At 33.3% G+C, this 15,231-nt stretch carries 14 protein-coding genes; 11 read left to right on the forward strand and 3 right to left on the reverse strand.

Going from position 1 to position 15,231, the window contains the following annotated elements:
• Positions 1-220 precede the first annotated feature (220 nt).
• Entirely contained in the window at positions 221-1,744 is a 1,524-nt protein-coding gene (locus ASF10_RS16910) for a choice-of-anchor I family protein (protein WP_056252234.1), read from the reverse strand.
• Positions 1,745-1,932: 188 nt separating this feature from the next.
• Here ASF10_RS16910 and ASF10_RS16915 point away from each other — a divergent pair, with 188 nt between their 5' ends.
• Together ASF10_RS16915 and ASF10_RS16920 are read left to right on the forward strand one after the other, a co-directional pair.
• Positions 1,933-2,973, forward strand: a complete 1,041-nt coding sequence (locus ASF10_RS16915; protein ID WP_056251463.1) for an agmatine/peptidylarginine deiminase — start codon at positions 1,933-1,935, stop codon at positions 2,971-2,973.
• Positions 2,974-3,159: 186 nt separating this feature from the next.
• Complete coding sequence (locus tag ASF10_RS16920; RefSeq protein ID WP_056251466.1) at positions 3,160-4,344, forward strand: endonuclease/exonuclease/phosphatase family protein; 1,185 nt, start codon at positions 3,160-3,162, stop codon at positions 4,342-4,344.
• Positions 4,345-4,559: 215 nt separating this feature from the next.
• Here ASF10_RS16920 and fahA read toward each other — a convergent pair whose 3' ends face one another.
• Positions 4,560-5,843 (reverse strand): fumarylacetoacetase, encoded by a 1,284-nt coding sequence (gene fahA, locus ASF10_RS16925; protein ID WP_056251468.1) that lies wholly within the window; start codon positions 5,841-5,843, stop codon positions 4,560-4,562.
• A gap of 108 nt (positions 5,844-5,951) precedes the next feature.
• Between fahA and glyA the strand changes: the two genes are divergently transcribed.
• The 6 genes from glyA (at position 5,952) to ASF10_RS16955 (ending at position 10,705) form a co-directional block, all read left to right on the forward strand.
• On the forward strand, positions 5,952-7,226 hold the full coding sequence (gene glyA / locus ASF10_RS16930; RefSeq protein WP_056251471.1) for a serine hydroxymethyltransferase: 1,275 nt from the start codon (positions 5,952-5,954) through the stop codon (positions 7,224-7,226).
• 132 nt (positions 7,227-7,358) lie between these two features.
• Positions 7,359-7,952: a tRNA-(ms[2]io[6]A)-hydroxylase gene (locus ASF10_RS16935; RefSeq protein WP_056251475.1), complete on the forward strand. Its 594-nt coding sequence runs from the start codon at positions 7,359-7,361 to the stop codon at positions 7,950-7,952.
• Positions 7,953-8,276: 324 nt separating this feature from the next.
• The gene (locus ASF10_RS16940) at positions 8,277-9,317 is read left to right on the forward strand and encodes a GMP reductase (protein ID WP_056251478.1); all 1,041 of its coding nucleotides are present in this window, start codon (positions 8,277-8,279) and stop codon (positions 9,315-9,317) included.
• 20 nt (positions 9,318-9,337) lie between these two features.
• On the forward strand, positions 9,338-9,835 hold the full coding sequence (locus ASF10_RS16945; RefSeq protein WP_056251482.1) for a GNAT family N-acetyltransferase: 498 nt from the start codon (positions 9,338-9,340) through the stop codon (positions 9,833-9,835).
• 82 nt (positions 9,836-9,917) lie between these two features.
• Positions 9,918-10,394: a nucleotidyltransferase substrate binding protein gene (locus ASF10_RS16950; protein ID WP_056251487.1), complete on the forward strand. Its 477-nt coding sequence runs from the start codon at positions 9,918-9,920 to the stop codon at positions 10,392-10,394.
• Positions 10,391-10,705 (forward strand): nucleotidyltransferase domain-containing protein, encoded by a 315-nt coding sequence (locus ASF10_RS16955; RefSeq protein WP_056251489.1) that lies wholly within the window; start codon positions 10,391-10,393, stop codon positions 10,703-10,705. Before ASF10_RS16950 ends, ASF10_RS16955 begins: the two co-directional genes overlap by 4 nt.
• A gap of 63 nt (positions 10,706-10,768) precedes the next feature.
• Here the strand turns inward: ASF10_RS16955 and ASF10_RS16960 are convergent, their stop codons facing one another.
• On the reverse strand, positions 10,769-11,347 hold the full coding sequence (locus tag ASF10_RS16960) for a pentapeptide repeat-containing protein (protein ID WP_056251492.1): 579 nt from the start codon (positions 11,345-11,347) through the stop codon (positions 10,769-10,771).
• A gap of 159 nt (positions 11,348-11,506) precedes the next feature.
• Here ASF10_RS16960 and aspA point away from each other — a divergent pair, with 159 nt between their 5' ends.
• The 3 genes from aspA (at position 11,507) to ASF10_RS16975 (ending at position 15,091) form a co-directional block, all read left to right on the forward strand.
• On the forward strand, positions 11,507-12,916 hold the full coding sequence (gene aspA / locus ASF10_RS16965; RefSeq protein ID WP_056251495.1) for an aspartate ammonia-lyase: 1,410 nt from the start codon (positions 11,507-11,509) through the stop codon (positions 12,914-12,916).
• Positions 12,917-13,077: 161 nt separating this feature from the next.
• On the forward strand, positions 13,078-14,346 hold the full coding sequence (locus tag ASF10_RS16970) for a BamA/TamA family outer membrane protein (protein ID WP_056251498.1): 1,269 nt from the start codon (positions 13,078-13,080) through the stop codon (positions 14,344-14,346).
• Positions 14,347-14,470: 124 nt separating this feature from the next.
• On the forward strand, positions 14,471-15,091 hold the full coding sequence (locus ASF10_RS16975) for an outer membrane beta-barrel protein (RefSeq protein WP_056251502.1): 621 nt from the start codon (positions 14,471-14,473) through the stop codon (positions 15,089-15,091).
• The last annotated feature ends 140 nt before the right edge of the window (positions 15,092-15,231 follow it).

Here is a 15,231-nt window from a genome sequence, read left to right on the forward strand (position 1 = left end):
ATATCCAAATTTTAATTTAATTGTGATTATTAAGAGTTTTTCTTTTTAAACTCTGGACAAAATTATACTACGAGTTTTAGAATGTGTTCTATCCGGTCTTACATAATTCCCACCTTTTGGGTTTTATTTATGTAAATACGTTAAAATAATCAGAAGATTGGAGCAAAAAAAAGAGCTAAATTTATTTTTTAGCTCTTTTTTAAAAATGTAAATATGAAGGTTATTTTAAATCCGGTTGGTAGATTTTGATTGTTCCATCTCCCTCACTACTAACTACTAACAAACTTCTTTTGGTTGGACTTTTAGATGCCGGAATAAATAATATTCCCTCTGGAGCGTCTCCTGTTTTTACAGTTTGCAAATATTGTGGCGAAGCAGGATTTGTAATATCATAAGTCATAAAAGAATCTGATCTTTCTAATCCAACAAACAGAATATTCTGACTTCCCATCTTAACAGCAACTACCGCTTCGGGTTCAGAACCTTTATCATCGCTGCGTTTATCATCATAAGTTCCTAATTCATTCGTTTTTTTATCAGCATCATTTTTACTGTCGTAAACAATTTTTCCTGTATTTCCGTTCCAGATCGAGAAAGAACGTGCTCCAAAAGCAACCATTTCATCAAGATCACCGTCACCGTCGGTATCGCCCATATCAGCAATAAGGTTCAATCTTCCTAAATTCGTTTCTAATTTTAAAGTTGCAGCATCAGGAAAAACAGTCGCGTCAAGTTTCATGTCTTTCATTCTTTTAATATCTGAGTAAGCCGTGTACTCCCTTGAATCACCTTCATTTGCGGTAACAAAATACGGAGTATTATTTGCAGAAAAGTGGCTGATCCCGTCCGGCATAAACATACCTTTTACTTTCCAGGGATTAAAAGCTACTTTATCATCTTTATCAGAAACATCAATTGCATTTTCAGCAGTATTAAAATCTTTAAAACCCAAAGGATAAATAGCTGTAATTGTTTTAGAAGTTAAATCTACTTTTGCAACCCCATTATTTTCCTGCAATGTTACCCAGGCAGTTTTAGAATCATCAGAAATAGTCACATATTCAGGCTCGATATCCTGAGCAAAGCTTTTGGCAAACTTTGAAATTCTGAAACCCTCTTTTTGCAAAGCCACTGCCTGACTGCTAAAAGGTGCAAAATCTAAAGTAGTAACAATATAATTATTAGTTACCTCAATAATAGAAATTGTTCCGTTTGGATCTTGAGAATAATCTGTATTTGGTTCTCCTTCATTAGCCGTCATAATATATTTTCCGTCAGGCGAAAAAGTAACCATATCAGGTAATGCGCCAACAGTCACTTGTTTAATCAAACTATAATCAGTTGTATTAAAAATAACTACTTTTCCGTTTCCTTGTTTGTTTACCGTTGATTCTAAGGCAACTGCTAGTTTTCCGTCAAAAACAGAAACACTATTTGAAGCTCCTTCATATGGAGTTAAATCTATTTTGCCAATTTTTGTTGGTTTTGTTGGATCAGATAAATCAATAACATCGATCTGATTAGTTCCACTATTATTTACTGTAAAAAGTTTTTTTGTTTTTTCGTCATAAGCTGTTATTTCTGCAGCACCTTCACCTCCAATAGTTACAGAACCAATTTCTTTAAAAGTTCCCGGATTTTCATTTACAACAACTTCAGGTTCCTGACTGTTTGAGTTTTCATCATTATTACAACTTACCATAATAGATAAAGATGCTAATAATAAGATAGGTAGTTTTTTCATTTTGTGTTTTTTTTTAGTTTTGCCAAAAGTAATTAGCATAGTTCCGTCGTATATTAAGGCTGTATTATTTAATCTTTAACTTAAATTTTATCAGATATTTAATCTAAATAGGATATGATTTTGATTGTGCTATTTTATAATCCTTTTGAATGATTATCTTTGTACACTTTCAAATTTAGAACCTCTTTATGTCAACAAATAATAGAAGATTTCCAGCAGAATGGGAGAAGCAACAAGGAATTGTATTGTGTTTTCCGCATAATGGTAACGATTGGCCAGGAAAATACGAAGCAGTTCAATGGGCTTTTGTAGAATTTATAAAAAAAGTAGCCACTTTTGAAACTGTATTTTTGGTCGTAGCCGATGAAAAACTAAAAGAAAAAGTTGCCGAAATGTTAGAGAGAGCCCGCGTAAATATTGCGAATGTATCTTTTATAATTCATAAAACAAACAGAAGCTGGATGCGCGATTCCGGACCAATTATTGTAAAAAATGGTTCGAAAAGAGAAGCTTTAAATTTTAATTTTAATGGTTGGGCTAAATACAAAAATTATCAATTAGATAAATTTGTACCTTCTAAAATAGCTGATTTTATTGATGTTCCCTTAACACAAGTAATCTACAAAGGAAAACCTGTAATTGTAGAAGGCGGAGCAATTGATGTAAACGGAAGAGGAACTTTATTAACTTCTGAAGAGTGTTTAATGCACCCAACAATTCAGGTTCGAAATAAAAACTTTACCAAAGAAGATTACGAAGCTGTTTTTAAAGAATATCTTGGCGTTACAAATGTAATCTGGCTTGGAGACGGAATAGAAGGTGATGATACTCACGGTCATATCGACGATTTATGCCGATTTGTAAATGAAGATACGATTGTAACAATTGTTGAAACAGACAAAAATGACGCCAATTACAAACCATTACAAGATAATTTGAAACGTTTGCAAAATGCAAAATTAGAAGACGGAAAATCGCCAATAATTGTAGCTTTGCCAATGCCAAAACGTGTTGATTTTGAAACTTTAAGATTGCCCGCAAGTTATGCTAACTTCTTGATTTTGAATAAATGTGTTTTAGTACCTACTTTTAATGATAGCAATGACAGAGTTGCATTAAACATATTAGCAGAATGTTTCCCTGACAGAGAAGTAATAGGAATAAACTGTATCGATTTTATCTGGGGATTTGGAACATTACATTGTTTAAGCCAACAGATTCCTGCATAAAAAAAAAGTTACATTAATCTGTGATAAAATTATCAGGTATACAGAGACTTTCTTATATCATTTGAGCTGTCACCAAAAGTGGCAGCTTTTTTTTATTGTATATTTAACAGACGGGCTTGCTATGTGTCCCAACATCCTTCTTATATTCGTATGTTCAACAATGCAGAAATGCAAATTTAATTTTATATGAAGAAAATGTTTTTTATCCTTTCCGTGCTTTCTTCCGGAGCTTTATTTTCACAGTCAGAGTCGCAGGAAAAACCAGAACTTACATTTGCTACCTACAATGTGAGTATGGAATCTGATAATTATTCTCCGAAAGGCGCAATGGGAAAATCGGAGCAAATATTGATTTATCAGCTTAATTCAGGCCATAATACTCAAATCAGAAATATTGCTCAGATTATTCAGACCGTTAGACCAGACGTTATTCTGTTAAATGAATTCGATTATATTAAAGACCCTGAACTTGGAGTGAAGGCATTCATCAAAAATTACCTGAATGTGAGCCAGGGCGGAGTGGCTGCTATTGATTATCCTTATTACTATTATTCGACAGTGAATACTGGCCAGCCAAGTCCTTACGATTTAAACAATGATGGAAAATTAAATAATTTTGGGAATGATGCATGGGGATTTGGAATGTATCCCGGCCAATATGGGATGATGCTTTTATCTAAATATCCTATTGATGTTAAGGCAGTTCGTACTTTTCAGCATTTTAAATGGAAAGATATGCCAGGAGCATTGCTTACTAAAAAAGCAGATGGATCAGATTGGTATAGTAAGAAAGCATGGAAGGAATTTCCATTATCTTCAAAATCTCATTGGGATGTTCCTGTAGAGATTGGTAATAAAATAGTTCATGTTTTAGTCAGTCATCCAACTCCTCCTACTTTTGATGGTGATGAAGATCGAAATGGGAAAAGAAATCATGATGAAATCCGATTCTGGAGAGATTATATTTCAGACAATTCGGCTTCGTATATTTATGATGATAAAGGAGTAAAAGGTGGTTTGTCTCCAGATTCTCGATTTGTCATAATGGGTGATCAAAATGCATCACCAGTTGAAGGAAACGCCATTAGAGAAGGTATAAAGTCTTTAATAGACAGTCCGAAAATTAATAGCGACTTTACACCTGCTAGTAAAGGTGGTGCTGAATATACTCCTGAAAATCCTTTCGGAATTAACCATACTGCTTTTTGGAGAATGCGTGCTGATTATGTATTGCCTTCTAAACTTGGTTTTAAATTTGTTAACAGTGGTGTGTTCTGGCCTGCCAAAGGCGAACCAATGTCAGAATTGGTTGAAAAACGAGAATCAAGTTCGGATCATCGTTTGGTTTGGGTAAAAGTAGTTTTGGAGTAAATATATTTTTTATTATTTAATTTTGTCAGGCTGAGCGAAGTCTAAGCCTCGCAAAGTAAAGTATTAAAAGTAACATTTGTCTTTACTTTAAATAACATAAAATAAGAAAAGAACTTTGTGCCTCGGCAACTTTGGACATTTAAACCATAAAAAAAACCTTGTTAGCGATAACAAGGTTTTCTATTTTATAAATCTTCAGATATTTTATCTGCTCTTCATGGTCTGATAAAAGGAGGTAATAATTGACTGCATACCTCGCCAAATCCAAGTCTTACTTCAGCATTTTCGCAGAAACCTCTAATAATAACGGTATCGTTATCTTCTATGAATTTACGTTCGCTTCCATCTTTTAATTTTATCGGATTTTTTCCTCCCCAGGTCAATTCTAACATAGAACCAAAACTATCCGGAGTTGGACCAGAAATAGTCCCTGAACCCATCATATCACCAGAATTTACACGACAACCATTCGAAGTATGATGTGCTAATTGCTGGCTCATTGACCAATATAAATATTTGAAATTTGATTTTGAAACCACAGTTTCCTCAGCTTCTTCAGGCTTAATAGAAACTTCAAGATGAATATCAAATGCTTTTTTACCTTTAGTTTGTAAATAAGGTAATGGCGACGGATCTTGTTTAGGTCCTTTAGTTCTAAAAGGTTCCAAAGCATCCATAGTTACAATCCACGGAGAAATTGATGTTGCAAAGTTTTTAGCCAAGAACGGTCCAAGTGGCACATATTCCCATTTCTGAATATCACGTGCGCTCCAGTCATTTAATAAAACCATTCCGAAGATATAGTCTTCGGCTTCGTAAGTTGGGATATTTTCTCCCATTATATTTACGTCAGTTGTAATAAAAGCTGTTTCTAATTCAAAATCTACTAAACGAGACGGTCCAAAAACAGGGTATTTTTCCCCAGCCGGTAAAGTTTGTCCCATTGGTCTGTGAACCGGAATTCCGGACGGAACAATAGTAGAACTTCTGCCATGATAACCTACAGGTATGTGTAACCAGTTTGGTAATAAGGCATTTTCAGGATCGCGAAACATTTTGCCAACGTTTGTAGCGTGCTCTTTACTGGAGTAGAAATCAGTGTAATCACCAATTAAAACAGGCAATTGCATTTCTACATCGTCGATTTTAAAAATAACAATATCTCGATCTTTTGTTGAATCTCTTAGTTGCGGATTGGTTTCGTCGAAAATATCGGCGATGCGATTTCGAACTAAACGCCATGTTTTTTTTCCATCAGAAATAAAATCATTAAGCGTGTCTTGCATGAACATATCATCAGTTAAATCTATTCCTGCAAAATAGTTTAATTGTTGTAGAGCCCCTAAATCTATAGCGTAGTCGCCAATTCGTGTTCCTACTGTAACGACATTTTCTTTGGTAAGAAATACACCGAAAGGAATATTTTGAATAGGGAAGTCGCTATTTTCTGGCACTTCTAACCATGATTTTCTTTTGGTATCGTTAGCGGTTATTGGCATGTGAATGTTAATTATTTGTTGAAAAATTGTATGTCAAATATATCATAATCTAGCAGTTTGACAAACGTTTTTTTGTATTTTTGCAGGAAATTAACGAAAAACGAAAAAATGCAACGCGACGAACAAATTTTTGACCTTATACTAGAGGAACAAGACAGACAAATTCACGGATTAGAACTTATCGCTTCAGAGAATTTTGTAAGTGATGAGGTAATGGAAGCAGCTGGTTCTGTTTTAACTAATAAATATGCAGAGGGATATCCTGGCAAAAGATACTACGGCGGTTGCGAAGTAGTTGACGTTATTGAGCAAATTGCAATAGACAGAGCTAAAGAATTATTTGGTGCTGAATATGCAAACGTACAGCCTCACTCAGGTTCTCAGGCAAATACTGCAGTTTACCATGCATGTTTAAATCCTGGTGATACTATCTTAGGTTTCGACTTATCTCACGGTGGTCACTTAACGCACGGTTCTCCGGTAAATTTTTCAGGTCGTTTATACAAGCCAGTTTTTTACGGTGTAGATGCTGAAACAGGTCGTTTGGACTATGATAAAATTCAGGAAATTGCAACAAAAGAGCAACCAAAATTAATCATCGCAGGAGCATCAGCTTATTCTCGTGATATGGATTTTGAGCGTTTCAGAGTAATTGCTGATAGCGTAGGAGCAATTTTATTTGCTGATATTTCTCATCCTGCAGGTCTTATTGCAAAAGGATTGATGAATGACCCAATTCCTCATTGTCATATTGTTTCTACAACAACACACAAAACTTTACGTGGACCACGCGGAGGTTTGATCTTGATGGGTAAAGATTTCGAAAACCCACAAGGTTTAAAAACTCCAAAAGGAGAAATCAGAATGATGTCTTCATTATTAGATCTTGCTGTTTTCCCGGGAAACCAAGGCGGACCTTTAATGCATATTATCGCTGCTAAAGCTGTTGCTTTTGGTGAAGCGCTAAAAGATGAGTTCTTTACATATGCAATGCAATTGCAAAAAAATGCAAATGCTATGGCAGATGCTTTTGTAAAAAGAGGATACAAAATTATTTCTGGAGGAACTGATAACCACATGATGCTTATTGACTTAAGAAATAAAAATATTTCCGGTAAAGAAGCTGAAAACGCATTAGTAAAAGCAGAAATCACTGTAAATAAAAATATGGTTCCATTTGATGATAAATCACCATTTGTAACTTCAGGAATTCGTGTAGGAACAGCTGCAATCACAACTCGTGGTTTAGTTGAAGAAGACATGGAAACTATCGTAGCACTTATCGATAAAGTACTTGCTGATCATACCAATGAAGCTGTTATCGAAGAAGTAGCAAACGAAGTAAATGAAATGATGAGCGAAAGACCAATTTTCGTATACTAAAAATCAGTCATAAAGTCTTAAAGTCGAAGGTCGAAAGTCTTGAAATAGAATGTAAAATTCTATTTTAGTTTTGATCTTCGACTTTTTTTGACTTTACAACTTTCGACTTTACAACTTTAAGACTTATAAGAAATGGGCGTACTAAGATTACAATTACCAACAGATCCAAGATGGGTAAATATTGTAGAAAAAAATATTGAAGAAATCCTGACAGATCACGCTTGGTGCGAGCAAAAAGCAGCAACAAACGCGATTACAATTATTACTAATAATTCAGAACATCAGGATTTGGTCAAAGATTTATTGGCTTTAGCCAAAGAAGAAATTGACCATTTTGAGCAAGTTCATAATATCATCATCAAAAGAGGATTAAAACTAGGACGCGAGCGCAAAGACGATTACGTAAACGAATTGTATTTGTACATGAAAAAGAGCGGAGACGGAAGTCGCGTTTCAGGTCTTGTAGAACGATTATTATTCTCAGCAATGATTGAAGCCAGAAGCTGCGAACGTTTTAAAGTATTATCAGAAAATATTAAGGACGAAGAATTGTCTGTTTTTTACAGAGATTTAATGGAAAGCGAAGCCGGACATTACACAACATTTATAACTTACGCCCGTAAATACGGAGTAGGAATCGATGTTGAAAAGCGTTGGAGAGAATGGCTGGCATACGAAGAATCAATCATCACAAACTACGGAAAAGGAGAAACGATTCACGGGTAGGTTTTAGTTTTCAGTCTCAGTTTCCAGTCTCAGTTTCCAGTCTCAGTCTCAGTTTTTCAGTTTTTTTAGTTTTCAGGACAGTCGCAGTCTCAGTTTTTAGTTTGTCACGTTGAGCGATCCCGATAGTTATCGGGAGAAACGCGCTCCAATAAGAGTATTTCAAAAATAAAAAATCCGTATAAATCTGCGTCTTCGCGATAGCAAATCCGTATCATCCGCGTGCCAAAATTAACGGTAAAGTTTTAATAATCTAAAATCTATCCCGAAGCTTCGGGACAGCAATCTAAAATTTCCTATATTTGAGAGTAACGAAAATTTAGAGCCATGAGAATAGAAACTGATCTGAAATTAGGATTTAAAGATGTAATGATAAGACCAAAACGATCTACGCTTAAAAGCAGATCTGAAGTCTCTCTGGAGAGGAATTTTAAATTTTTGCACAGTACTGCAATTTGGACAGGAATTCCTATTATGGCAGCCAATATGGATACAGTTGGAACTTTTGAAATGGCGAAGGTTTTAGCAAAAGAAAAACTTTTTACTGCCATTCATAAACATTATACACTTCAGCAATGGAATGCATTTTTAAAAAATGTAACACCTGATTTCTACAATTATATTGCTATTAGTACCGGGACCGGAGCTGATGATTTTGAAAAAATTGGTAAAATAATTACAGCAAATCCTTTACTTAAATTTATTTGTATTGATGTTGCAAATGGATATTCGGAGCATTTTGTTCAGTTTTTAAAACAAATACGAAAACAATATCCAGATAAAGTTATTATTGCCGGAAATGTAGTTACAGGCGAAATGGTCGAAGAATTATTATTGGTAGGAGCAGATATTGTAAAAGTAGGCATTGGTCCAGGTTCTGTTTGTACAACTCGTGTCAAAACAGGCGTTGGATATCCACAACTTTCGGCTATTATAGAGTGTGCAGATGCTGCTCACGGCTTAGGCGGACATATTATAAGTGACGGAGGCTGCAGCACTCCCGGAGATATTGCTAAAGCTTTTGGAGCAGGTTCAGATTTTGTTATGTTGGGCGGAATGCTTGCAGGACATACTGAAAGCGGAGGAGAACTCATCGAAATAAACGGCGAAAAATTCAAACAATTTTACGGAATGAGCTCTACAACGGCAATGGACAAACATGTTGGCGGAGTTGCAGAATATAGAGCAAGCGAAGGAAAAACTGTTGAAGTACCTTTTAAGGGTCAGGTTATCAATACTATTTTGGATATTTTAGGAGGTTTGCGAAGCACTTGTACCTATGTTGGTGCTTCGAGATTAAAAGAACTAACCAAACGCACTACTTTTATAAGAGTAAGCGAACAGGAAAATCAAATTTTTACTAAATAAGAAATATTTCAAATACAATCATGATTACGATTACAGAAGCAAAATTAAATGATATTAAACTAATTCAGGAAATTGCGCATGCAACCTGGCCAATTACATACGGAGAAATTTTATCAAAAGAACAATTAGAATACATGCTCGATCTCATTTATTCTGATGAAGCTTTAACGAACCAATATAATAAGAAAGAGCAATTGTTTTATTTAATTTCAGAAAATGAAATTAATTTAGGATTTATAGGTATTGAGCATCAATATAAAGGAGAAGCAATAACCAAGATTCATAAAATATACCTTATGCCTGAAACACAAGGAAAAGGAATTGGTAAAAAAGTTATTGATGAGATTCAAAAATTAGCTATTGATAATAATTCAAAAGCATTACTTTTAAATGTAAACCGATTTAATTCTGCTTTTGGATTCTATAAAAAGATTGGTTTTGAAGTTGCTGAAGAAGTAAATATTGAAATTGGAAACGGTTATTTGATGGAGGATTATGTGATGGAAAAGAAATTTTAAAAGAAATAATAAAGTATAAAGTCTAAATGAAAATTGTAGTTTCTTTAAATTATAAAAAAGCTAACTTTGAATAAAAAATAAGATGGAAGATATAAGATGGGAACAAAGATTATCTAATTTTAATAAAGCAGTATTGAAGTTGGAAGAATCTGTAAATTATATAAAACATAATTATTTAAATGATGAAAATGAATTAGATGCCGAAAATTTAGAAGATGTTGTTGAAGAATTGATAAAAGAAGGACTAATTCAAAGATTTGAATATACTCATGAATTGGCTTGGAACGTTATGAAAGATTATGCATTTTTTCAAGGTAACTCTACAGTTGGAGGATCTAGAGACGCGACTAGAGAAGCTTTTAGATTACAAATAATTGGAAATGCTGATATATGGATGGATATGATTCAGAGTCGTAATAAAACCTCTCATACTTACAACGAGGAAATTGCAAATGAAATATTTGGTAAAATCATTAATGACTATTTTCAATTATTTTTGAATTTTCAAAGAATGATGGAAGAAAAAAGAAGTGGTGAACAAACTAATTTAATCTTATGAGTTTTTTTGGGCTTTCTTCAATTTATATAACTAAAATTAATTTAGTATTTCAACAATATTCTAATATTGAAGAAGTTATAATATTCGGTTCCAGGGCTAAAGGTAATTACAGGGATAATTCAGATATTGATTTAGCAATAAAAGGAAAAGCGATCGATTTATCAACTTTACAGCAGATTGAAAATAAATTAGAAGAACTATTTATACCTAATTTTATTGATCTAATAGTTTTTGACAACATTGAAAATCCTGATTTGATAAATCATATAAATAGAGTTGGTAAACAATTTTATAAAAAAGGAAAATTTTAAAAGTTATAGATTTAAAAATATATTAAACAAAAAGCCAGTTTTCGACTGGCTTTTTTTATGGACTTAACTCACAATTATATCATGTTTAAATAATAATCCTTTCAACTCCTTTAATGCAAAAACAGCTTTCTTCAATTTAGTTTTTGATGGATCGATGGTATAATTATAGCTGGTTTTAAAATCGGCTTTGTTGGCTATTGCTTTATCAAATTCTGAACGATATAAGTCACAATTATCAAAAAGTACACTTGTTAGATCGGTTGCCATAAAATCTACCGCAACTAAACTACAATTGGTAAAAGTGGTTCCTTTTATTTTTAAAGTATAAAATTTAGAAAAATCAAGAATGCAATCGTAAAAATGAACTTCAAATATGAGTTTGTCGCACATTGCAAAATTTACTTCTTTAATTTCGCATCGATTAAAAGTAGCAGTTCTAAAAGCTACATAATTGATTTTTGCCTCATTAAAAATACAATCATTAAAAACGCAATCAATAAAAGTGACTGCTAAAAAAGTACAGGCAGAAAAATTACAATTATTAAAAATACAACATTCAAAATCCTTAAAATTAGCATCATCTCTACCATAAGTGATGTTATTGTATTCTTTATCAAGGAAATATTCAGACTCTTTTTTCAAGTTAATTTTTGAGGATTATTTAAGACCGAAAAGATAATAATTACGTCTCATTAATTGAGTACTAAAGTGCTTAAATTTTGATTTAAAATACTTTATTATAATAGTACTTTACTGTAGCTTTACACTGATTTTAGTTTAAAAACATAACATCTATATTATATGGGATCAACAAGAAAAGAACATGATTTCCTGGGAGAATTAGATATTCCCGGTCATTTATATTATGGTATCCAGACTTTCAGGGCTGTGGAGAATTTTAATATTACAGGAATTCCAATTTCAAAAGAACCTCTATTTATCAGAGCTTTGGGATATGTTAAGAAAGCTGCGGCATTAGCAAACAAAGATTGTGGAGCTCTTGATCCTAAAATTGCCGAAGCAATCTGTTATGGAAGTGATCAGGTTATTGCAGGCAAGTTTGATCAGGAATTTGTAAGCGATTTAATTCAGGGAGGAGCCGGAACATCTGTAAATATGAATGCTAACGAAGTTATTGCAAATATTGGTCTGGAATATCTGGGACATAAAAAAGGAGAATATAATTTTTTGCATCCCAATAATCATGTCAATTGTTCTCAATCTACAAATGATGCTTATCCATCGGCTTTTAGAATTGCGCTTTACCTGAAAATGGAAAGCTTTATTAAAACATTAGAAGGATTAGAAACTGCTTTTGCTGCAAAAGGAGAAGAGTTTAAAGGTGTTTTGAAAATGGGAAGAACACAATTGCAAGATGCAGTTCCCATGACTTTAGGACAAGAATTTAAATCGTATGCCACTACAATAGGCGAAGATGTAAAAAGATTAAAAGACGCTCAAAGTTTAGTTTTAGAAATCAATATGGGAGCTACTGCAATTGGTACAAGAGTAAATGCACCAGAAGGATATCCTGAAATTTGTGTGAACTATTTAGCCAAAGAAGTTGGAATCCCGTTAACACTTTCTCCGGATTTAATTGAAGCTACGGTCGATACTGGTGCTTACGTTCAAATTATGGGAACGTTAAAAAGAACAGCGGTAAAAATTTCTAAAATCTGTAATGATTTAAGGTTATTAAGTTCAGGACCAAGAACTGGTCTTAATGAAATTAATTTACCGGCGCGTCAGCCCGGATCTTCAATAATGCCCGGAAAAGTGAATCCTGTAATTCCGGAAGTAGTCAATCAAACTTGCTTTTATGTAATTGGTCAGGATTTAACCGTTACAATGGCAGCAGAAGCAGGGCAATTACAATTGAATGTAATGGAACCTGTAATTGCTTTTGCCATGTTTACATCGTTAGATTATTTGTCTAATGCAATTCAAACCTTAATCGATAAATGTATTATAGGAATTACTGCGAATGTAGATCATTGCTACAATATGGTAATGAACAGTATTGGAATCGTTACTCAGCTTAATCCAATTTTGGGTTACGAAGTTAGTGCCAGTATTGCAGGTGAAGCTTTGCAGATGAATAAAAGTGTTCACGATATTGTAGTTGTCGAGAGAAAATTAATCACTCAGGAAAAATGGGATGAAATTTATTCATTAGACAACCTGATCAATCCTAAGTTTATTACGAAATAAAATATTTATCCTGCTATATTTATAAAGCCGTCAATTTTATTGGCGGCTTTTTTTGTGGCTGTATTACTAATTTTTAAAATAATTATTTATGTAAATTGTTGAAAATTAGGTATATATTTACATAGTGATTGAGTGTTATATAGAAAAATTAAAATTTTAAAATGATCAGTTTTTTAAAAAATAATTATTTTCATTATCAATATAAAATCTTCGGGTTACTCTTTTTTATTGCATTTAACTCTATTGCCCAGACTGAATCTATTAATCCGGAATTATGTCCTCCAAGAACAATTTTAGAAATCTTTAAAAAGAAAGATTCTGCTTATGTAGTTAAGCCTACAAAAAACAATTTTTTCTTAGTTATTCCGGCGATTGGTTCTCAGCCTGCTACCGGATTTTTTTTTGGCGGAGTAGCACAATATACTTTTAAAGGAAAACTAGAATCAGATAAATATTCTATTGCCAATCTTGGTATAACGTATACGGCAAAGAAACAATGGCTTGTAAATGTCAAGAATAATATTTTGCTCCGGAACAACAGGATTTTTTTAAGTGGAGATTATCGGTTGTACATTTTCTCACAGCCTAATTATGGACTGGGAACCAATAATATTCCCCATCACAGCAAGAAGAATAATTTTAGTATTGATTCTATTGCACAAACTATGGATTACGATTATTTTAAATTTCACCAAACCGTATCTTTTGAGGTTTACAATAATTTCTATGTTGGAGGAGGAATAAATCTGGATTGGTATTCGAGTATAAAAGATAAAAATCTGGATATAGAAAACGGAAAATATACCTATCATTATACGTATAGCCAAAAACACGGTTTTAATGATTTAGAATATTTTTTAACTGGAGTAAGTCTCAATTTAGTTTATGATTCCCGCGACAATCAGGTTAACTCTACTCGCGGATGGTTTGCTAATATCAACTATCGTTTTAATCCGGTTTTGTTCCATAATCAGGATTACAGCAATGTTTTATATGCAGAATATCGGCATTTTATACCACTTTCGAGCAAGAACGACAGATATATTTTAGCGCTCTGGACTTACGGACAATTTGTAACCAGAGGAAAAGTTCCGTATTTAAACTTACCTGCAATTGGTTGGGATCAGCGCAGCCGAAGCGGAGAAGGATATACACAAGGATTGTTTAGAGGAAACGGTTTAATTTATCTTTCAACAGAATTCAGGTTTCCAATTACCTGTGACCAAATGTTTAGCGGAACTGTTTTTACCAATTTTGTCACCGCAAGTAATGACGATAGTAATACCTCTTTGTTTAAATCAGTTCAGCCTGCTGTGGGAATAGGCTTGCGTATTTTAATTGATAAAAAAACCCGGACAAACCTAATTGTTGATTATGCCTGGGGAAATAATTCGAAAGGATTTTATTTGAATGCCGGCGAGAGTTTCTGAATTTAAAAAATTAATTATCAAATAGTTATATTTTTAAATGTGAGAATTTTATCATAATTAAATCATAATATGAGAAAGAAAAAACTTAAATTTGATATTCAATTAACTTTCAAAAACAAACATTATGAAACAGTACAGTTTATTATTAGTTGTTTTCATGTCGGCGATAGGGATGAATGCCCAGGATGCCAGATCTTTTTCTCTTAACTTGTATGGAGGTTACAACTTTTCAGATAAGTTAGATTATGACGGTTATTCTGCAACTATTGAAGATGGTTTTCAATATGGAGCAGGTTTTGAATATTTTTTCTCTACAAACAATTCGGTCGAATTAAAATACCAAAGAACAGATACTAAAATCCCCTTTTACGATCAAGCCGGTATTCAGGTAAATGCTGGAAACGATAAAGGTGCCTTTAATTTTATTTTAGCAGATTTCACCCATTATTTTGATACAGGATCAAATTTATTGCCTTATTTGGGGGCTGGAGCTGGAGTTGGAATTGTAGAAACACCTCAGGGTGGAAGTGGTACTTATTTTGCCTGGGATGTTAAAGGCGGTGTAAAAATTAAAACTGCTTCATCAGTTTCTGTAAATATTAATGCCTATTTACAATCGATGTCAGCAGCAGTTGGGGAAAGTTATTATTGGACATATTGGTACGGACCAGTTGCAGTTGATGATTATATTTCTACTTTCCAGTTTGGACTAGGAGCAGTCTTAAGTTTTAACTTCAAAAATTAATCTGAGATCCCCAACAAATCACTCTTAAAAACATAAAAAGCATTTACTCTTCGTGAATGCTTTTTTTTATGGTTGCTAAAAGCTATTGTTCATAATTAAATCATAATTTATAACTATTGTGATTTATATTTTTGATGGCA

Origin of the sequence: Flavobacterium sp. Leaf82, assembly GCF_001422725.1 — a bacterium.
GTDB lineage: Bacteria > Bacteroidota > Bacteroidia > Flavobacteriales > Flavobacteriaceae > Flavobacterium.